Annotated in this window: 18 protein-coding genes and 1 tRNA gene; 10 read left to right on the forward strand and 9 right to left on the reverse strand. The window is 61.2% G+C overall.

The window, feature by feature from the left end:
• Positions 1–40: 40 nt before the first annotated feature.
• Positions 41–1,078: an RluA family pseudouridine synthase gene (locus GY791_05090; protein ID MCP4327796.1), complete on the reverse strand. Its 1,038-nt coding sequence runs from the start codon at positions 1,076–1,078 to the stop codon at positions 41–43.
• Here GY791_05090 and GY791_05095 point away from each other — a divergent pair.
• From GY791_05095 to GY791_05105, 3 genes are all read left to right on the forward strand, one after another.
• Positions 1,047–1,373, forward strand: a complete 327-nt coding sequence (locus GY791_05095) for a hypothetical protein (protein MCP4327797.1) — start codon at positions 1,047–1,049, stop codon at positions 1,371–1,373. The two genes, GY791_05090 and GY791_05095, sit on opposite strands and share 32 nt — an antisense overlap.
• A 55-nt stretch (positions 1,374–1,428) precedes the next feature.
• Entirely contained in the window at positions 1,429–2,481 is a 1,053-nt protein-coding gene (locus GY791_05100) for a low specificity L-threonine aldolase (protein MCP4327798.1), read from the forward strand.
• Positions 2,482–2,530: 49 nt separating this feature from the next.
• Positions 2,531–2,606 (forward strand) — tRNA-Glu (locus tag GY791_05105).
• 61 nt (positions 2,607–2,667) lie between these two features.
• Here the strand turns inward: GY791_05105 and GY791_05110 are convergent.
• Complete coding sequence (locus tag GY791_05110; GenBank protein ID MCP4327799.1) at positions 2,668–2,994, reverse strand: nuclear transport factor 2 family protein; 327 nt, start codon at positions 2,992–2,994, stop codon at positions 2,668–2,670.
• A 17-nt stretch (positions 2,995–3,011) separates the two neighbouring features.
• Between GY791_05110 and GY791_05115 the strand changes: the two genes are divergently transcribed.
• A complete protein-coding gene (locus tag GY791_05115; protein ID MCP4327800.1) occupies positions 3,012–3,443 on the forward strand; it encodes a hypothetical protein in 432 nt (143 codons plus the stop codon).
• Between the two features lie 6 nt (positions 3,444–3,449).
• Here GY791_05115 and GY791_05120 read toward each other — a convergent pair whose 3' ends face one another.
• From GY791_05120 to GY791_05130, 3 genes are all read right to left on the reverse strand, one after another.
• Positions 3,450–4,964 (reverse strand): alanine:cation symporter family protein, encoded by a 1,515-nt coding sequence (locus GY791_05120; protein MCP4327801.1) that lies wholly within the window; start codon positions 4,962–4,964, stop codon positions 3,450–3,452.
• 54 nt (positions 4,965–5,018) lie between these two features.
• Positions 5,019–5,453 (reverse strand): universal stress protein, encoded by a 435-nt coding sequence (locus GY791_05125; GenBank protein ID MCP4327802.1) that lies wholly within the window; start codon positions 5,451–5,453, stop codon positions 5,019–5,021.
• A gap of 125 nt (positions 5,454–5,578) precedes the next feature.
• On the reverse strand, positions 5,579–6,796 hold the full coding sequence (locus GY791_05130) for an ABC transporter substrate-binding protein (GenBank protein MCP4327803.1): 1,218 nt from the start codon (positions 6,794–6,796) through the stop codon (positions 5,579–5,581).
• A gap of 284 nt (positions 6,797–7,080) precedes the next feature.
• Here GY791_05130 and GY791_05135 point away from each other — a divergent pair, with 284 nt between their 5' ends.
• Entirely contained in the window at positions 7,081–8,031 is a 951-nt protein-coding gene (locus tag GY791_05135; GenBank protein ID MCP4327804.1) for an NADP-dependent oxidoreductase, read from the forward strand.
• A gap of 568 nt (positions 8,032–8,599) precedes the next feature.
• Positions 8,600–9,571, forward strand: coding sequence for a hypothetical protein (locus tag GY791_05140; protein ID MCP4327805.1), 972 nt, complete (start codon positions 8,600–8,602; stop codon positions 9,569–9,571).
• A gap of 20 nt (positions 9,572–9,591) precedes the next feature.
• Here GY791_05140 and GY791_05145 read toward each other — a convergent pair whose 3' ends face one another.
• On the reverse strand, positions 9,592–10,686 hold the full coding sequence (locus tag GY791_05145) for a hypothetical protein (protein ID MCP4327806.1): 1,095 nt from the start codon (positions 10,684–10,686) through the stop codon (positions 9,592–9,594).
• Positions 10,687–11,138: 452 nt separating this feature from the next.
• On the opposite strand from GY791_05145, the gene GY791_05150 reads away from it, so the two are divergent.
• From GY791_05150 to GY791_05160, 3 genes are all read left to right on the forward strand, one after another.
• Positions 11,139–12,881: an SGNH/GDSL hydrolase family protein gene (locus GY791_05150; GenBank protein ID MCP4327807.1), complete on the forward strand. Its 1,743-nt coding sequence runs from the start codon at positions 11,139–11,141 to the stop codon at positions 12,879–12,881.
• A 120-nt stretch (positions 12,882–13,001) separates the two neighbouring features.
• The gene (locus GY791_05155; protein MCP4327808.1) at positions 13,002–14,732 is read left to right on the forward strand and encodes an SGNH/GDSL hydrolase family protein; all 1,731 of its coding nucleotides are present in this window, start codon (positions 13,002–13,004) and stop codon (positions 14,730–14,732) included.
• Positions 14,733–14,954: 222 nt separating this feature from the next.
• Positions 14,955–16,697: an SGNH/GDSL hydrolase family protein gene (locus GY791_05160; protein ID MCP4327809.1), complete on the forward strand. Its 1,743-nt coding sequence runs from the start codon at positions 14,955–14,957 to the stop codon at positions 16,695–16,697.
• A gap of 3 nt (positions 16,698–16,700) precedes the next feature.
• Here the strand turns inward: GY791_05160 and GY791_05165 are convergent, their stop codons facing one another.
• Complete coding sequence (locus GY791_05165) at positions 16,701–17,111, reverse strand: GtrA family protein (GenBank protein ID MCP4327810.1); 411 nt, start codon at positions 17,109–17,111, stop codon at positions 16,701–16,703.
• 326 nt (positions 17,112–17,437) lie between these two features.
• Between GY791_05165 and GY791_05170 the strand changes: the two genes are divergently transcribed.
• Positions 17,438–17,839, forward strand: coding sequence for a DM13 domain-containing protein (locus tag GY791_05170; GenBank protein ID MCP4327811.1), 402 nt, complete (start codon positions 17,438–17,440; stop codon positions 17,837–17,839).
• A 13-nt stretch (positions 17,840–17,852) separates the two neighbouring features.
• Here the strand turns inward: GY791_05170 and GY791_05175 are convergent, their stop codons facing one another.
• Complete coding sequence (locus tag GY791_05175; protein MCP4327812.1) at positions 17,853–18,578, reverse strand: arylmalonate decarboxylase; 726 nt, start codon at positions 18,576–18,578, stop codon at positions 17,853–17,855.
• Between the two features lie 16 nt (positions 18,579–18,594).
• A complete protein-coding gene (locus tag GY791_05180) occupies positions 18,595–19,551 on the reverse strand; it encodes a hydroxymethylglutaryl-CoA lyase (protein ID MCP4327813.1) in 957 nt (318 codons plus the stop codon).
• Positions 19,552–19,593 lie beyond the last annotated feature (42 nt).

Raw genomic sequence — 19,593 nt, forward strand, 5'->3', positions numbered from 1 at the left:
GACGTTTATGAATGTAGCACAACGGCGCGAATTTGCAAGTTTATTGCATGTTTTCTAAACAATGTGTCAACTTCATGATATCGTTAGGATACTTACTTTCAAATTTTAGGGTTTCGGGGCGGGTCGGATGCCGGAACCCGAGTATTCTGGCATGCAGGGCCTGGCGTTTGAAGTTCGCGAACACGGTCCGCGCGGGCTCCGCCATCCGCCCGATGAGGCTGCGCCGGGCGCCGCCGTAGAAGGGGTCGCCGACGACGGCATGGCCGATCGAGGCGAGATGGACCCGGATCTGGTGGGTGCGTCCGGTTTCCAGCCGGCATTCAACCAACGCGGCAATGTCGCCATAGGCCTTCAGGGTGCGGAAGTTCGTGACCGCCGCCTTGCCGCCGCGCGCGACGACCGCCATCTTCTTGCGATTGTGCGGGTCGCGGCCGATCCGGCCTTCGATGCGTCCGCGGCGCGGCGCGGGCACGCCCCAGACCACGGCGATGTAACTGCGCTCGACGCTGTGCGCTGCGAATTGCGCCGACAGGGACTGGTGCGCGGCGTCGGTCTTGGCCGCGACCAGCAGCCCGCTGGTGTCCTTGTCCAGTCGATGGACGATGCCGGGCCGGCGCACGCCGCCGATCCCGGACAACTGGTCGCCGCAATGGGCGATCAGGGCATTGACCAAGGTCCGGTCGGGATTGCCGGGAGCGGGGTGAACCACCAGCCCGGCGGGTTTGTCAACGACGATCACATCCGCATCCTCATAGACGATTGTCAGCGCGATATCCTGCGCGATCGGTATCGCGGCTTCAGGCTCGGGGACGAATAGGGCAACAATTTGGCCGGGTTTGACCCTGTGGTCGGCCTCGGATATCGTTGCGCCGTCCACATGAACGTGGCCACTTTCGATCAGCGCCTTGACGCGCATTCGCGACAAATCGCCGTACCGGCCGGCCAGGAACCGGTCGAGCCGCGTGCCCTTGTCTTCGTCACCGACCGTTGCGGTCTCGACGCGATCGAAAGTGTCTTCCGTCATCGCTGCAGACTGGACCGAATGCATGAACGCGCTCAAGGCCATTGTCATCATCATGGGTGTCCTTATCCTGATCGGATCGGTCGTGGTCGTGGTGACGATCTTCAATCGGCTGACCTCGGGCGGAGACGGCGAGGGCGAGACGCCGACCGCGGCGGAGGCGGTGGCGCCGCGAGCGTTCGGGACCCGCGACCTCGACTTGCCCGCCGGCACCCGCATCATCGACCTGGACGAAGGCGGCGGCCGGTTGTATCTGCAGGCCCTGTTGCCCGGCGGCGAGAAACGCATCCTGGTCGTCGATCCGGACAGCGGCGAAACCTTGGGAACATTGCGCATTCCGGCGCCGCCGTGATCGCCGGCCGCCGGTGTCGAACAACCGAATCGATATCTAAGAAAGACCGAGCGAGATGAACTTTTGCAGTGACAACGTAACCGGCGTCGCGCCGGAGATCATGGCGGCGCTGACGACCGCCAACGAGACGATCGCGGCGATGCCCTATGGCGACGATCCCTGGACCGGTCGCCTTGACGGCCTGTTCAGCGAGATCTTCGAGCGCGAGGTGGCGGTGTTCCCGGTGGCTACCGGCACGGCGGCCAACGTCCTCGGCCTCGCCCTGTTCACGCCGCCCTACGGCGCGATCTACTGCCACACCGATTCGCACATCGTGGTCGACGAATGCGGCGCGCCCGAGCTCTATACCGGCGGCGCCAAGCTGGTCGACCTTCCCGGCGCCGACGGCAAGCTGAGCGCCGGCGATCTCGATGCGGCGATCGGCGCAGCCGGGGCCGGCGACGTCCATCACGTCCAGCCGGCGGCGATCTCGATCACCCAGGCGACCGAGGCGGGGACGGTCTACAGCCTCGACGAGGTCGCCGCGATCGGCGAGGTCGCGAACAAGTATGGGCTCGCCCTGCACATGGACGGCGCCCGCTTCGCCAACGCCGTCGCGGGGCTCGGCTGCACGCCCGCCGCCACCACCTGGCAGGCCGGGGTCGACGTCCTCGCCTTCGGCGCGACCAAGAACGGCGCCCTGGCCGCCGAGGCGGTGGTCTTCTTCGACCCGGCGCGGGCCGAGACCTTCGGCTATCGGCGCAAGCGCGGCGGCCACCTGTTCTCAAAGATGCGCTTCCTGTCGGCCCAGCTCGAAGCCTATGTGAGTGACGGCCTGTGGCTCGACAACGCGCGCCACGCCAACGCCATGGCAACGCGGCTCGGCGCCGGGCTGGCGGCGGTCGACGGCGTCCGCCTGCTCTATCCCGTCGACGCCAACGTGTTCTTCGTCGAGATGCCCAGGGCCATCGCCGACGGGCTCGAGGCCGACGGCTTCCGCTTCTACCGCATGAAAGATAACGGGCGCACGACCGTTCGTCTGGTCACCGCCTTCAACACCCGGGTCGAGGATGTCGACGGCTTCGTCGCCTCGGCCGCTAGCCACGGTGCCGGCGCGCGGCGCGCCTGATCCGCCGCCCTTGATCCCGGCCCGCGCATTCGCTATGTCAGGGGCTCGCGTCCCCTTCGTCTAGCGGCCTAGGACATCGGCCTCTCACGCCGAAAACACGGGTTCGAGTCCCGTAGGGGACGCCAAGTTTCGTGAGGATCGTGAAATCGGGCGGTTATCGCTCCTATACCTGCATTCGCTGCGCCCTCACGGATGCTGATGGAAGAATTTGTTGGTGATCTTCCACTCGCCATCGGCTTTCAGCACCGTGAACAGGTCGGTGAACCGATGACCGGTCCAGTTGTCGAGTTCGAGCCGCATGGTCGCGACCGAGTCGACAGGGTCGATGCTGGCCCATGGTGGGAATATTCTGAACTTTATCGGTGACGCGGTGCTGGCGATATTCCCAATTCGAAAGCGGCGGACGACAGCGAAACAGGCACGCAAATGCGCTCGCCGCAAGCCGTGACGCGCAACGGCGGCTGGCCGCCACCAACGCGAATCGGGAAGGGCTCGGTGCCAAGGCGTTGGCATTTGGCTTGGAGCTACATGTGGGCGACGTGCGCTTTGGCAATATCGGGGTACCGGAGCGCGTTTCATTCTCCGTCATAGGGCCGACGGCAAATGAAGTGGCGCGGCTCGAGGCACTGACGAAGAAGTTGGGCCGCCCGGTACTGGCAACCGAAAGCTTTGCTCGCAACGTGGCGGCTAAAGGGGTTCGGCTGGGGCTTCACAAACTCCGCGGCGTGGGCGAACCGATCGAGGTTTGTGCGCCAGCGCCGCCCGACTTCTTCCGGGCTCAAGATTACTGGCAGCTTGCGTGCCTCGTGAGCGGTGGTAATCCCGGCCTGCGCAGCGTCGCGCCCGGGCTCACGCCGAAAAAGAAGCGCAAGGCCGAGACCGCCGCGTTCATGGTCGTCGCCGAGGCCCCCCGGATCTCATGCCCAGATGAAAGCGCCGCTCGAGCGTCCGCTTCTCGATAGCCAGGATCATTTGTAACGCTTGATCTCGCCCGACTTTAATCGAGCCTGATAGTCGCTGAGGTCTCTTCTCACCTCTCCCATCATCAAATACAGACCGAGCACATTGGCAATGGACATGGCAAAAATGGCCGCATCTGAGAAGTCGATGACCGGACCTAGGCTCATGCTGGCGCCGATGACGACAAACACACAAAAAATGAGCTTGAAGATCAACTCCGTAACCAGCCCTTCGCCAAACAGATAGGTCCAGCATTTGAGGCCGTAGTAGCACCAGGAGATCATGGTGGAGAAGGCAAACAACAGCACGGCTATCGCCAACACGACTCCAAACCAGGGGAAGACTGACTGGAAGGCGGCCGCGGTTAGGTCAACCCCGCCCAACCCTTCGACATTGGCGTAGGTTCCGGTGATAACGATGACCAGGGCGGTCATAGTACAGATCACCACCGTATCAATGAACGGTTCGAGCAGGGCAACATACCCTTCGGTGAGCGGCTCGCTGGTACGTACTGCGGAGTGAGCGATAGCTGCGGAACCGACGCCTGCCTCGTTGGAGAAGGCGGCCCGCTTCAGGCCCTGAATCAGAACGCCTACGATACCTCCACCGACGGCCTCGGGTGCGAAGGCGCCTTGAATGACGGCGCCGAGCGCCGTCGGTATCTCACTGAAGTTGGCGAACAGGATGACCAGGGCTGTCCCCACATAGATGACGGCCATGAAGGGCACGACCTTCTCGGTCACCTGGGCGATGGATTTGATGCCGCCGATGATAACGGCGCCAACAAGGACGGCCAGGATGACCCCAAACAGCCAACCGGTCTCGGTAAAGATCCCAAAGGTATTGGAGATCATTTGATGGGCTTGGTTGCCCTGGAACATATTGCCGCCGCCCAGAGAGCCAAAGATGCACAAGACGGCGAACAGCACAGCAAGCACCTTGCCGAGCCTTGGCTTGCCTTGGTTTGCCAAACCCTTGCTCAGGTAATACATGGGGCCGCCGGAAACACGGCCGTCGGGATATTCGGTACGATATTTGACGCCCAGAGTACATTCGGTGAACTTGGCGACCATGCCGAATAGCCCGGCCACGATCATCCAGAAGGTGGCGCCAGGCCCTCCCAGGCTGACCGCGACTGCGACACCGGCGATATTGCCCAATCCCACGGTGCCGGACAATGCTGTGGCCAGCGCCTGGAAGTGAGACACTTCACCGGCGTCTCCAGGCTTCGAATAGACCCCGCGAAGCAGATCGATAGAGTGTTTAACCCCCGTGAATTGGATAAAGCCCATTCTCACCGTCAGAACAATAGCGCAGATGATCAACCAGCCGACGATCACTGGGAAGCTCACGCCGGCGATGGGCACTGAGTAGAAGATGAAGGACACGAACGGACCGAACACGGTGCCGAAGGTCTCACTGACTATCTGATCAACACTTCTCCCGGTTTCCTGAGCGAAAGCCGACATCGGCATCAACAGGGCAAACACCAGCCCTAGGGCCGCAATAGATTTTGATCTCATTTCCTTGTAGCCCCCTTTGACTATGCGGCGTATTCCTCGGTGTGTTCGGTGTTGTTACGGTACTATGGTAACCGGAATTTCGGCGGCCTGTATCAGCTTCGCGCCCACGCTTCCAAAGAGTAAGGACGAGATAGTCGTATGACCAACCTTGCCCACAACAATCTGGCCGGCACTATGTTCTTTACCAATCTGAAGCAGTACGTCTGCCACATGACCATGGCGTACGATCCCGATTGTCTCGATACCTTTGGATTCGAGTGATTCTAACATCGGGTCCAACACCCGTTCATGTGCGGTCTGGAGTTCCTCCTCCTTACGTTTGTGCCGCTCTTCGTTTTCTTCGGGGGTGTTGAATGTGTAAGGCGACCATTCGATCACAAAAGCAACGACCAGAGTTGCATTGCTGAACTTGGCTAGGGAGATTGCGAAATCTACGGTTCGACGACTGCTTTCGCTGCCGTCAATACCGACCATTATCGTATCAACCATTTGTCGTATCAGTCATTGAGTTCCATCCTTGTGGGATGATGTCGGAGAATATCACTCGTCTCGATTCGCCCAAAATAGAAAACCTGGGAAAAGCCCGGGCCATTTATTTCGAGACATCACTTGATTCACCTTACCTGACCAAATTCCCTGAAAGAGCCTTCTCTTACGTATACGCCCATTTCGACGATCACGCCGGACACATCGCCAGCCTTGTCAAACTCGTGACTGCCGGTCGCGCCCTCATAGTTGATCTCCTTTCCCGCCTTGAGCAGGGCTTTAGCTTTCTTCCATTCACCCGGCAGGATGACCTCACCCGGTGCCGTTGCCACGGCGCGCAAGGCCTCGGCAAGCCTGGCGCGCTCTGCACTGCCGTTCTTCTCGATCGCCAGCGCCAACAGGAAAGCGGCGTCATAGGACTGACCAACAAACGGTGCCGTCGGGTTCAGATCGGCACCCCACGCGAGCTCGTTGAATACTCTCGCGCCTGTCGTATCGGGTTCGCCCGGCTTGGTCGCAATCATGCCTCTCAATTTATCGCTACCGATTGCGTGGATAAGTGTGTTGCTGACCATCCCGTCGCCACCAACAAACCGGTCAAAATCACCCCTTTCCAGCGCCTGGCGAATAATAGTCTGGCCGGAGCCGTTCGCGTAGGCCAGCACAACCAGCGTATCGGCATCCGAAGCGGCCAGTGAGCCGATCTCGGCACGGTAGTCCGCCCTGCCCTCCTCGTGTGCCTCGTTCGCCGCCACCTTGCCACCGGCTGCCTTGAAGGCATCGGAAAGCGCATCGGCAAAGCCCTTACCGTAGTCGTTGTTGACATAGGTGATAGCAATATTATCGATCCCCTTCGACATCAACAGGCGGGCCATGGCGCCGCCCTGATACACATCGGAAGGCGTGGTGCGGAACACCAGATCGTTGTCATCGAGCGATGTGATTGCTGGAGCTGTTGACGCCGGTGACACCACTGTGACGCCAGCGGGAATCGTAACACTATTAGCCATTGCAATCGTCGCGCTCGAACACATTGCTCCGACAACGGCAACGACCTTTTCGGTGTTCACAAGATCGTTGGCGGCGTTTACCGCAGCGGTGGTATCCGCGCAGGTCGTATCACCGTTGGGCATGGCGATTTCCTGACCATCGAGTACGCCGCCCTGATCATTGACGTGCTTGGCAGCTAGCTTTGCGCCCTTGTAAATCCCTGGTGTCAGGCTTTGGAGCGGGCCGGTGAACCCGCCAAGAAAACCGACTCTCACATCGGCCGCGGCGGCTCCCGAGCTCATGAGCGCAGTGGCTACTGCTGCTATTGTCAATGAGCGCTTAAGATTAATTGACATAAACTAATGGTCCTCAGCCGACATTTTCCATATGGCTCTCGTTCTCACATCGATCTTGTTCCTTTTTCGGCTGGGAAGCAATAGCCTGAAGCATTTGCCGACAAGGCACGATGTCGGAGAACGTCCCCATTGTGCGCTCGGTGAACCTTTGATCTAGCGCAATGTTCGCCATCGATCGTGGCACTATTTCTTTTGGAACAGTGAGAGGTAGCATCCGGTAGATGTCGGACGGCGATCTCGTTTGGGTGAGGTCAGTTCAATCAAGGGAATGGGAGGGGGACTGAATGAAGGCGGTGTTTTTCGAGGAGTTCGGCGGCCCTGAAGTTCTCCGGGTCGCGACCCTGCCCGCGCCGGATCTGGAGGATGGGCATCTTCTGATCGATGTTCATTGTGCGGGTGTAAATCCCATTGATTGGAAGGCGCGCAGCGGGGCCTACACTAAGATTTTCGGGCATCAATTCCCGATCGTGGCCGGGTTCGATTACTCGGGCACCGTACAGGCCGTCGGCAGGGGCGTTAGCGGGTTTGCCGCGGGCGACCGCGTGAATGGCATGAATCTCGGCAGCACAATGCGCCACGGCACCTACGCCGAGGTCACGCTGGTGCCGGCCGAGGCCGCCTGCCATATCCCCGACGACCTGTCATTCGAAGCTGCGGCGGCTATCCCAACCGGTGCGCTCACCGCCGACCAAAGCTTGATCGACTTTGGCGGCCTCGCCGCGGGCCAATCGGTGCTGATACAGGCCGGCGCAGGTGGCGTTGGCAGTCTCGCGATTCAACTCGCAAAGCAGCGGGGTGCCACGGTGCTCACGACCGCGCGCGCCGGTGACCTCGACTACGTCCTCAATCTGGGAGCCGATTACGTGGTCGACTTCGAGTCACAGGACTTTGTCCAAATTGCGCGCGAGCACTTTCCGCAAGGGCTCGATTTGGTCGTCGATATGATCGGCGGCGAAACACTTGCCCGAGGCTACGAAACGCTTCGCAAAGGCGGGCGCATGGCGCTTCTGGTCAGTCAGCCGGATCCATCGGTGGATGAGAAATTCGGGATCCACTCCGAGTTTGTCTTTACGGTTTCTAATGTAAAGCGGTTAAGCGAGCTGACGGCCATGTTGGTGCGGGGAGCGATCAAGCTGCCCGAGATCAAGAGCATGGCCATCGAGGATGCCGCCAAGGCCCAAATCGAAAGCGAAGCGGGCAACGTACGCGGGAAGTTGATTCTGAAAGTGCAGTAGACAGTGACGCCTAAGACTTTGGGATCTATATCGATCGCCCAGTTGGACAATAACTCATGACCCTCGATGTCTCTTGTGGGTCCAGGCTGACTTTCGGCGGCTTACCCACGAACGTCCGATATTGGCCGGAACTCCGACATCCTCGATCAGACCTGGAGGTCTGCGACGATGCCGCCTGCGTTCAATTTGACATCACCTTTCTGCGGAACCGCCCAGTCGGTGCATCTCTCATCACCTGAAACCGGCCCGGTCCGGTCAAGCCTCTGAGTCAATCGAGTTTTCGATTGGCTCCATCGGTTCCCGCAGGGGACGCCGAACTTTCCCTCCAGCGTTTTGTTCCCTGGCTCTCCGAGCCGTCGGTCGGCACCTGCCTGTCGCCACGGCCGCTGGCCGCCGGCGGTCGCGGATGATAGGGTGGGCATCGGCACCGGTCCGGGTCTCCGACGACGGTGCCGACGGGGTAATCTGCCGTCGCCCCGTGCCGCATTGGCCGCGGCAGCCGTACTCGGGGTCGCATTGACCGTGCCACCGCCGCCGGGGCGAACGGCAAATCATGAGGAGACCGCCCATGGCCCCAAATCCCGACTTCGGCACCGTCGGTGTCAATTTCAGCAACAGCTTCCAGTCGACCCCGATCGATCCGGTCAGGGCCGCCAAGCAGATCGCTTCCGTCGGCGTCAAAACCGTGAAGATGTTCAATTATACCCAGACCGAATTCCTCGACGCTGCCAGGGCCTCTGGGCTGCGCGTGTTGACCGCGGTCCCAAACGACGGCCTCGCCGCACTGGCCAAAGGCGACACGGCGCCGGTGATCAAGGCCACACAGCCCTATGCCGACATCGTCGCCGCCATCTGCGTCGGCAACGAGCCGTTGGGGGCGTGGCACAAGGGCAAGTACACGCAGGCCTTGGTTCCCGCGGTCACCAATCTGGCCAAGGCCCTCGAGGCGGCCCGGCTCGACGTCAAGGTCACCGTGCCCTTCAACTACGCCATCATGGGGCAGTCGTACCCGCCGTCGCAGGGCGTCCTGAAAGGCGATCTCACCGCCATCATTACACAGGTCTGCACGGTGCTGCGTTCGACCGGCTCCGCGTTCCTGATCAACATCTATCCCTACCTCGACTGGCTGAACAACAGGGATCAAATCCCCCTCGATTACTGCCTGTTCACGGCAGGGCCGGACCACTGGGTGCATGACGGCGACCTCGTCTACAAGAACATCTTCGCCGCGTCCTATGACGCCCTCACCATTGCTTTGGGCCGGATCGGCTTCGACGATCTCGAGGTCGTCGTCGGCGAATGCGGCTGGCCGACTGCCGGCGACGTCAACGCGACCGCCGCCAACGCCGGGACCTTCAATCAGAACCTGATCAACCACTGCGGGGACCCGCAGCCGACGCCGCGCCACTTCGGACCCATCTCGTGTTTCGTCTTCGAGATGTACGACGAGGACCGGAAACCGACCGGGCCTGGAGCATTCGAGCATTACTGGGGCGTCTACACCGCAGCCGGCGGAGCGAAATACCCGATCACGTGGTAGACGACGGCGGCCCGTCGGCGTCAGACGGCCACGATCTTGGCCGCCACGCCGAGGTCATCGAGCGATCGGCGGACCTCGTCGCGGTAGATCGCGTTCATCACGACGATCGTGTCCGGGCGCAGGGTCTTCAGGACGGCGGGAGCGACGATCCCCTGGCCGGTGCCGACGGCGAACTTGCCGTGCTGGGCGGGGTTGATGTTGACGATGCAGTCGACCTGATCCGAAATTCCCAGCGCCAACGAAAAGGCCACGGCCTGCGGCGCGCTGCCCCACAACACCACCCGCTCGCCTCTCGTCCCGGCCGCGATGAAGAAATCCCGCCAATAGGCGGTCCGTTGCTCGACGGCGGCGGAGAATTGCCCGACCGCCGCCAGCATTTGGTCGACGGTCTCCTCTACCGGAAATCGGCTGGGGGATGGCGTGCCTTCGGATGCGCGGCCTTCGATCAACGCATATTGATCGTCGAAACCGAGATAGAGGTCGCCGATGGTCGTCCGAATCAGCCGCAATAGATCACCGACCGGCTGGACGTGTTCGAGTGTGTGTCGGCACGCAACCAAGGCCTCGACCAGGGGGGCGTGCGCCGGCGAGAAATACTCCCTTAGGAATTGGACGTTCGACCCATCGATCGCGTTCGGCCCCGGATCCTCTGCGAAATGGGGATCCAGGCCGGTGCCGCGGTTGCCGCCCATCTCACAGATCAGCTTGAGGAAATGCCCGGGCCCGCAGCCGATCTCAAGCACACAGGTGTGGCGCAGGCCGTGACGCTCGATGAGGCGCCGCGCCAGGGCGTGGCCGAATGCCCGGAAGCGGGAGGAGTGCCATTGGGTCTCCTCGAACACGGCGGCGTAGTCCTGGGCGGCTGGTTCGAAGGAGCGGTTCCAGATGAAGCCGCAACGCTCGCAGACCGCTAGGTCCAGGCGTCCGCCGGGAAAGCCGATTCCCGCCTCGCGGCTTTCGACGAGGCGGCAGGAATCGACGGGCACCGTGGCCTGTGTGTAGAAATCGATGAACGACCGCGCGTCGCAAGCCGGGCATCGCGAGGCGGCGGGATTGGTGGACCCGGTCGCGACGCCCCTCACGCCCGGTAACAGTGTCGGCGTCTCAGGCGGCACGGGCGCAACCGCGTCGGTTGACGCTGCGGTGTCGCCGTCGTGACGAATTCAACCGCGTTCTACACGACGCATGGAAACGAGTATTTGATCGCACCCGACATGCCTTTCGACGACTCGATGGAAGCGTGCGGTGTTGCCGCGCTCGACTTCGACCTCCACCGTCCGAGGCATTGGGGCAGGTATGAGCATTCATTTTATGTGCCCCATGCCAGGCGTTGCAAATAGTCCGTGCGCGGTCGGTGCCGATCCGACAGCAGATGAAAATCCAAAATCGGGAATATCCCGATCTACGTCGCCGAAGAGGCGCACGGATGAAACGGATATCCGGAACGGCCGGGGGATGGCCGAGACCCGTTTTCCTGCCGGTTCCGACGCCACTTGGGGCTTGGGTCGCGGGTGCGTTCGATTTATTGTGCGGCGTCGTTGGCTGCCGATTATCGAAGTGTCCCTCCTTGAAAGCTTCGCCTCTTACGCCTCTCGTGATCCTTGCGGTCTTGTCCCTGCTGCTGGCGGTGGTGGTGACGGAAACGGTGCTCTATTCCCGCGCTACGCCGGCCAATCATCCGGAATGGATTTTGTCCAAGCGGTTGGTACCGTCGGGGGTCATGGGCGGCGCGGAGGCGTTCGAGACGCGCAACCTCCTGCGCAACAACCGGCTCAATCTGCACGAGTGGCATGGCTACCATGAGGTGCTGCTCGATCGAATCTTCGCATTGGGAGAACTGCGGGCGCGATTCAAACTGGGTCCCGACGGCTATCTGATCGCGATCTTCAACAAGAACGCTGCCGGTTATTCGGGCGTTCGAGTGAGCCGCAATCCGCTTTTTCCGAACCTGTTCTTTCGGGCCACGGACACGGGTGAATTTCTGGTATCCGAGGCACTGGAGGACGTGGCCGTCGATAACGGTTGGCACGAACTGCACCTGCGTTTCGAAGGCGGCATGCTCGAGGTCTCCGTCGATGACCTACGTATCGGCCGGATAGAGGAACCGTCCCAGGATGAACAAGTCATCGGATTGCGGTCGGGCCGGCGCAAGGCTGTCATCGACGACATCGAGGTGGCCGCTGCCGATGGATCGCAAATCATCGCGGACGATTTTCGCAACCGTCGTGGGTTCTGGACGACTCTGGTGTCGCTTTTTGCATTCCTGTTTCTGGTCGCCGCCGCAATCTACCTTGCGTCCCGTCGGCGGGGCGGCGACGGCAAGCCGGCGCTCTTTTCGTTGATCATGGTCGAGGCGGTCCTGGCAATTTCGTTTCTGCTCTATTTCTTGTTCGACTACTACGCCTATTCGAAAAAATATCATTTCAAGACGATGGCGGAGTGGGTTGCGACGACCAACGAGGCTCTGACCGTCGAGGCCATGCGCCGTTATGTGTTCACCGAGTTTCCCTTTGCCGATTTCGAAGGCGACGGCCTGCGATCCTATTGGCCCGAACGCGTGATCGAGTTCCTCGGAATCGACCTCTCGGACGTCGGCAAGAAAAGCTGGTTGACGGTATTCCGCGGGCCGCCCGACCGGCAGGAGGTTGACTTTATCGAGGACAGCCGAGAGGGGGTAGATTCCTATCTCGGCCGTAATCCGCTCGGTGCGTCGCTCCGAATCCTCCTGCTCGGCACCTCGCAGACCTGGGGTGTTGGGGCCAACGCCGCGGATGAAAGGATGGCGCCGACGCTGCAGCGCTTTCTATCGCAGCAGCTTGGCCCGGAACATGGGGTCAGTGTCATCAACGCGAGCAAATGGGGGTCTCGTTCGGGCCCCCTGTTGGACCGCTACAAGAGCCATGCCCGCCTCTTCCAGCCCGACGTGGTCGTCGTCAACCTATCCAACAATGGTAGTGCGGATGGGTTCGCGGAAGACCTGACGGAGATGGCTCAAGTCGGCCGGGACATTAGCACCGAGACCGTGTTCGTTCTCGAGGCCAATACCACCGAAGTCGGCAATTTCCTGGGAACCAAGCACGGCATGATGAGAGCGGTCGCGGCCGCCAACGACATTCCCGTGATCGACCTCCACGGCTATATGTCACAGCCGTCCATCTACGACAGCGGCGTGATCTGGTGGGATCGTGTTCACATGACATCCTACGGACAGCGTCTCGCGGCGGAGTTCATCGGCCGCGCCATTGTCGAGAATTTCGATTTGCGTGAAACCAGTGCATCGGCCCCTGCACCGCCAGATGCAGGGAACTAGACGCCTGCGCAGGCTACCGAATAACCGGCGTTCGGCTGGCGCCGGGTTGTGGCCGCGTATCCTTTCTTGTAAGGCGACTTCCAATTGCAACGGCCGAATTGGTGCCCCGTGAGAGTTCCGTTGTTCACACCCCTTGTGATTCTCGCGCTCTTGTCATTGCTGCTGGCGGTGGTGGCGACCGAGACGGTGCTCTATTCCCGCAATACGCCGGCCCATCATCCGGAATGGGTCCTGTCCAAGACACTGGTATCGGGTCCGTTGATGGGCGACTGGGAATCCGTCACAACGCGCAACGTCTTACACAGGAACCGCCTCAGGCTGAATGAGTGGCACGGGTTTCAGGAAATCCTGCTCGACAAGGTCACTGCGCTAGGCTCACTCCACGCCCGCTTCATGCTGGGAGCCGGGGGCTACCTGACCGCGATTTTCAACAAAGATGCTGCCGGCTATGCGGGCGTGCGGGTCAGCCGCAATCCGCTGTTTCCAAACCTATTTTTTCGCGCGTCGGACAAAGGCGAATTCATCGAGACGTTGCCCCTCGGCGACATCCAGATCCATGACGGGTGGCACGATCTCGATCTGCGTTTCGATAGCGGCAGGCTTCAGGTTTCCGTGAACGACGAGGTTATCGGCGAGATTGCGGTAACTTCCCGCGGCGAGCAGGTCGTCGGGCTTAGGTCGGGTCTTCATTTGGCCTCGATCGACAATGTCGAGGTCAGAGCCGCCGACGGGACTCTCCTCATCGCCGAAGACTTTCGCAACGACCGAGGTTACTGGGCCACCCTGTTCGCGCTTTTTGCGGCGGCATTCTTGACCGTCACCGCGATCTACGTGGCCTCACGTCGACGGGGCCGTGATGGGAAGCCGACACTGTATTCTTTGATCTTGATCGAGGCATTCCTCACGGTCGTGTTCCTGCTCTATTTTCTGTTCGACTATTACCACTACTCGGAATTCTACTACGTCAGGAAGAACCCCGACTGGAAAGTGATTCCGGAGAGCACCACGCAGTTGGAGGTGGCGCGGCAGTACATTTTCACGGAACTCCCGTTTGTCGATCTCGAGAAACGCGACCTGCTGTCTCGTTGGCCCGGACGTCTAATCCAATTCCTGGAGGCCGACCCGGATGACAATGAATCGCATAGTTGGCTCAAAGTGGCGCGGGGGCCGGTCGGCCGGCAGGAACTCGATCCGATCGATGATAGTCAAGAAGGCGTCGAGGCCTATCTCGGCCGGAAGCCTCTCGATATCTCGACCCGAATTCTCTTACTCGGAACATCGCAGACTTGGGGCGTTGGTGGTGGCGCGAGGAATGAGCGGATGGCACCGATGCTGCAGCGGGCTCTGTCGGGTCAGCTTGGCCCCGACCACGAGGTTGCCATCATCAACGCGAGCAGATGGGGCTCTCGTTCCGGTCCCCTGTTGGATCGCTACCGAAGCCATCTCCACCTGTTCCGGCCCGATATCGTCATCGTCAATTTGTCCAACAACGACGCCACCGAAGGGTTCGCGGAAAAGCTGACGGAGATGGTCGAGTTCGGCCGGAACATCGGCGCCGAGACGCTGTTCGTGCTCGAGGCCAACAGCAGCGAGGCTGGCGATCGACTGAGCGTAAGACATGAAATAATGCGAAACGTCGCATCCGCCAACGATGTTCCGGTGGCTGATCTACATGGTATTATGAACGATCCCGAGGTCTACGACACCGGAATCATTTGGTGGGACCGCATTCATATGACCTCCTACGGACAGCGTTTGGCGGCCGAATTTATCGGCCATGCCGTGCTCGAGAATTTCAAGCTGGGTGATGAAACGCCGCCGTCGGCCGCCCCATCGGGCACGGGCGACTAGATGCTACTGCGCCCATAGCCGAGCAAGCGGCCGTCCGACGTCGTTCGGTTGTCTTGGCCTGTCGCACCGCAGATCCATGATTCGATTCGGTGCCTGCCGTTTCGGGTTCCGCGAGGAATCCAACGCCGACTCACCCCTATGGCGGTGTCAGATACTCCGGTTGCGGCCACGGGTTCGATGTTGTACGGCAATTAACCACTTCGCCAGCCAAAGTGTCCTCCTTTGAGACCCTCGCCGTTTATACCCCTCGTCATTCTCGCGACATTGTCCCTGCTGCTTGCGGTGGTGGTGACCGAGACGGTGCTCTATTCCCGCAATACGCCGGTCCATCATCCGGAATGGGTCCTGTCCAAGCTCCTGGTGCCGGGAGACCTCATGGGGAGCGCGGAGAGTTTCGAGACACGCAACCTCCTGCGACGGAACCGCCTCAATTTGAATGAGTGGCACGGGTTTCAGGAAACCCTGCTTGACCGGATTGTTGCGTTGGGATCGTTGCGCGCGCACTTTTCGCTGGGTTCCGAGGCCTATTTAATCGCGATCTTCAACAAGAACGCCGCCGGTTATTCGGGCATCCGGATCAGTCGCAATCCGCTTTTTCCGAACCTGTTCTTCAGGGCGGCGGACGAGGGCGGATTCATCGAGACGCTGCCGCTCGAGTCATTTCCAATCGATGGCGGCTGGCACGAGCTGGACCTGCTCTTCAAAGACGGCACGCTTCATGTTTCCGTCAACGATGAGGCGATTGGCGAAATCGAAGAATCGTCCCTCGACCAGCAGCTCGTCGGATTGAGATCAGGTCGCCACACGGCGCTGGTTGACGAAATCGCAGTGGTGGCGGACGACGGCACCCTCATCATCGCGGAAGACTTTCGGAATCGTCGCGGGCTCTGGACGACCCTGCCCTTGGTATTTGCGGCCACATTCTTGATCGCCGCCGCGATCTATCTAGCGTCGCGCCGACCGGGGCGCGATGGCAAGCCGGCGCTTTTTTCAATAATCCTCATCGAAGTGTTTCTTGTCATCGTATTCCTGTTCTATTTCCTGTTCGATTACTACCATTATTCGGAAAATTACTACTACGAATACAACCCGGACTTTGCTGAGATACCCGCGAACAAATTGCGGTTCGAGGCGGCGCGCCAGTACCTGTTCACGCAACTGCCATTCGTCGATTTTGAGAATGACGACCTGGTGTCCCACCGGCCCGAACAAGTGGTTCAGTTCCTCGGGGCCAATCCTTCGGACGAAGGCGCGACGAGTTGGCTAAGAGTGGTGCGCGGGCCGACCGGCGGGCAGGAAATCGACCCGATCGAGGACGATCGCGAAGCCATAGAGGTCTACCTCGACCGCAAACCCCTCGATTCCGCCATCCGAATTCTGGTGCTCGGGTCGTCGCAGACGTGGGGGGAGGGCGCCAAAGCGACGGACGCAAGGATCGCGCCGACGTTGCAGCGGATTCTTTCGCAGCAGCTTGGCCCGAAACATAGTATCGCCGTGGTCAACGGTGCCCGAAAAGGCACGCGTTCTGGCCCATTGTTGGACCGTTACCGAAGCCACCTCTTCCTTTTCCGGCCCGATATCGTCGTCGCCAATCTGTCGAGCAACGACCGCGGCAACGCGTTCGCCGGAAACTTGGCCGAAATCGTCGAAATGGGCCGGGACATTGGCGCCCAAACACTGTTCGTCCTCGAGGCCAATAGTATTGAGCAAAATGAGTCGATAAGGAGCAATCACGAGACGATGCGGGAAACTGCCGCCTCCATCGATGTCGCGTTGGTCGACCTGAACGGTTACTTGGCTCATCCATCGGTTCGTGACAGCGGCATCATCTGGTGGGATTTCGTCCATCTGACGTCTTATGGACAGCGTTTGGCGGCGGAATTTATCGGCCGCGCCTTGTTCGAGAATTTCAAGCTGGGTGATGAAACGCCGCCGTCAGCCGGCCCATCCGGCACCGACGACTAGCCGCTACCGCGCCCCATAGACGAACCGCCGGCTGGTCCAATAGTTCCACAGGAAGGTCGCGATCAGCGCCACGCCCTTGGCCGCGAACACATGCATCGTTTCCTGAAGCGCCCACAGGACGAGATTGGATATGCCAAGCCCGGCCAGATTGAAGACGAGGAACTTCGGAAATTGCCGACTGATGCGGCCGGCGGACCTCGAATCGCCGAAGGTCCAATACTTGTTCATCAGAAAGCTGTTCACGGTGCCGCTGCAATAGCCGATCGTGTTGGCCCACAAGACCGGCGTGCCGGCGCCAAGGTAGAGGGCCGAAAAGACGCCGACGTCGATCGCCGTGTTGGCGACCCCGACGGCGCCGAATTTGGCCATCCGCACGAACGTCGCGGCGAGTGAGGATTTGGAAATCTCGGTCATTCCCATCTCGTCGGATTCCGAAGCCTGCCGGTCCCAGTGCGATCGGTTGCTGGCTCGTGGATTTTCGGAACCGGCGGCGCGGCTATACATGGCACCGTGTTGCTCAACTTGGAAGCGTTATGGCCGGCTTGAGCGCCGCCGGGTCGCAAGGCGGAGGGCAGCGAATCGATAGACCGAAGGTATGGGTCATCAAGGGCTCGTGACCGGCGGCATCGGTAATGTGATTGGATCGCGGCACCGGTCGCGATCATCTTTCCGAGCAGGCCATTATCCGCCCCGCAACCCCGCCGGGTGCCAAACGGCCCAAGCGAAAGGGGATTCCGGTGATGGTGAAGAAGGCTATTCAGGGCGCGTTGATTTCGACAGCGCTGCTGCTCGCCGCGGTGGCGGCATCCACTGCCCAGGCCGCCGACGGCGCGGCCGTGGCGTCGGGAACGTTCGTCGGTCAGAGCGGCCATGCGGCTTCGGGAAGCGTCGCGGTCCACAAGTCCGGGTCGGGCTATACGGTCGTGCTCGGCGAGGATTTCGTCTTCGACGGCGCGCCCGATCCGAAACTCGGATTTGGCAAGAACGGCTACGATTCGGCGAGCAAATTTTCCCATCTCAACGCAAACAGCGGCCAGCAGGATTATACGATTCCGGCCGCGACCGACGTCGCCGGCTATGACGAAGTGTGGATCTGGTGCGAGCAATACAATGTGCCGCTCGGGGTCGCCAAGCTGAACTAGGCCATAGAATGCACTAATGATCGCGGAACAGCCGGCCGTAGCCGTCGATCTTGTCGTCGATACCGGCCAGGCGCAGGGTGTCCCAGATCATCGCCTGATTGCTGACGATCACCGGCTTGCCGAGGGTTGTTTCGATCGAGTCGACGACTTGCAGTGCGCGCAAGGCGCCGCAGCTGATGAACACGGCGTCGGCGTCGGGCCGGTCGATGGCGGCGGCGAATTCAGCGATATAGTTCGGTGCGACCCGCACCATGTCGCTGTCGCGCTCGATGTTGAGCCCGTCGATGGCAAGGATGTCGAAGCCGCATCGGCGCATATATTCGGCTTCGATCCGGTTGATCTCGTCGAGATAGGGTGTGCCGATGACGATCCGTTCCGCGCCGACCGCCCTGAGGGCGCGCACGACCCCGGTGATCAACGACGTCGCCTTGGCCTTGGGCGCGCCGCGGTTGAGCTCGGCAAAGGTGCGGTCCTCGCCGAGGACGACACTGCCCGAGGTGCAGGCATAGGCGACCACATCCAGGGTCCCATCCGGCAGCAGCAGTGCCGCCGCCTCGGCCAGGCTGTCGCCGATATCGCCGAGGGTGGCGACGGTAATGCTGTCGGGGATCGATACCCGCGTGAAATGGACGCCGACGCCATCCGGCCGCAGTCGGTATACATCGTCCTCGATCGTCTGCTCGGTGGCGAGCAGGACATAGCCGATCTTGGCCCGGCCATGGGCGCCATCATCGAAAATTTTGGTCGCGTCCAATCTAGCGACCTCGAAAAGCGGAGAGCGAACCGCTACGCATCAGGCGCCCGGCAAGCGGGCGGCCGATGATGCGCTCGGCGAGGCGCGCCGCCTCGATCAGCGCATCGAGGTCGATTCCGGTCTCGATGCCCAGTTCGTGGCACAGGAAGACCATGTCCTCGGTGCAGATATTGCCGGCCGCCGTGCCGTTGCCGTGACCGGCGAAGGGACAGCCGCCGAGGCCGGCCACCGAGCTCTCGAACAGATCGACGCCAACCTCCAGTGCCGCCAGGACGTTGGCCGCGCCGAGGCCGCGGGTGTCGTGGAGGTGGAGCCCGACCCGCGCCCCGGGGAGCGTCTCGCGCACCGCGCCGACACGCCGTTTGACTTCGTCGGGGCTGGCCCAACCGACCGTGTCGGCGAGAACCAGGACCGGGAGTTCGGCCCCGCGGTCGGCGCATAGGTCGCCAACCCAGCGCGCCAGCTCGGTGACCGCGGCGACCGGCACCGCGCCGTCGAAGTTACAGCCGAAGGCGGTCATGATATAGGCCGATTCGAGGGTCAGCCCGCGCGACCGGTAGAGATCGAGCCAGTCGGCCTGGGCGTCGCGCATCTCAACCGCGGTGCAATTGTTGTTGAGCCGGCTGAAGCCGTCGGTGGTGTAGAACAGCAGCCGCGGGTCGAGGTCGACCTGGGGCACCGCGGCGGCGCGCTCGAAGCCCTTTCGGTTGAGCCACAGCGCGGTGTGGCGCACCCCGTCGCGGCGCTGGATGGCGGCGAACAAATCCTCCGCGTCGGCCATATTGGGGACTGCCTTGGGGCTGACGAAGGAGGCGACCTGGATCCGCCGCAGACCGGTCTCGCCGAGGGCGTCGACCAACGCTGCTCGCTCGGCCAGCGGATAGGCCCGCGGCTCCATCTGGAAACCTTCGCGCGGGCCCTCTTCGTGGAAGTGGACGAAGCGCGGGTAATCCGCCATCGCGTGCTTAGAGCGCTATGTGTCTATGTAGAAGCAATTCTG

The organism is Alphaproteobacteria bacterium, from assembly GCA_024244705.1.
Taxonomy (GTDB): Bacteria; Pseudomonadota; Alphaproteobacteria; order JAAEOK01; family JAAEOK01; genus JAAEOK01.

Coding starts and splice junctions, on each gene's coding strand:
- GY791_05135 (MCP4327804.1), top strand. CDS start 7,081: ATGAAGGCGGTGTTTTTCGAGGAGTTCGGCGGCCCTGAAGTTCTCCGG.
- GY791_05165 (MCP4327810.1), bottom strand. CDS start 17,111: ATGACCGAGATTTCCAAATCCTCACTCGCCGCGACGTTCGTGCGGATG.
- GY791_05130 (MCP4327803.1), bottom strand. CDS start 6,796: ATGTCAATTAATCTTAAGCGCTCATTGACAATAGCAGCAGTAGCCACT.
- GY791_05170 (MCP4327811.1), top strand. CDS start 17,438: ATGGTGAAGAAGGCTATTCAGGGCGCGTTGATTTCGACAGCGCTGCTG.
- GY791_05090 (MCP4327796.1), bottom strand. CDS start 1,078: ATGATGATGACAATGGCCTTGAGCGCGTTCATGCATTCGGTCCAGTCT.
- GY791_05125 (MCP4327802.1), bottom strand. CDS start 5,453: ATGGTTGATACGATAATGGTCGGTATTGACGGCAGCGAAAGCAGTCGT.
- GY791_05100 (MCP4327798.1), top strand. CDS start 1,429: ATGAACTTTTGCAGTGACAACGTAACCGGCGTCGCGCCGGAGATCATG.
- GY791_05180 (MCP4327813.1), bottom strand. CDS start 19,551: ATGGCGGATTACCCGCGCTTCGTCCACTTCCACGAAGAGGGCCCGCGC.
- GY791_05110 (MCP4327799.1), bottom strand. CDS start 2,994: ATGCCAACGCCTTGGCACCGAGCCCTTCCCGATTCGCGTTGGTGGCGG.
- GY791_05120 (MCP4327801.1), bottom strand. CDS start 4,964: ATGAGATCAAAATCTATTGCGGCCCTAGGGCTGGTGTTTGCCCTGTTG.
- GY791_05140 (MCP4327805.1), top strand. CDS start 8,600: ATGGCCCCAAATCCCGACTTCGGCACCGTCGGTGTCAATTTCAGCAAC.
- GY791_05095 (MCP4327797.1), top strand. CDS start 1,047: ATGAACGCGCTCAAGGCCATTGTCATCATCATGGGTGTCCTTATCCTG.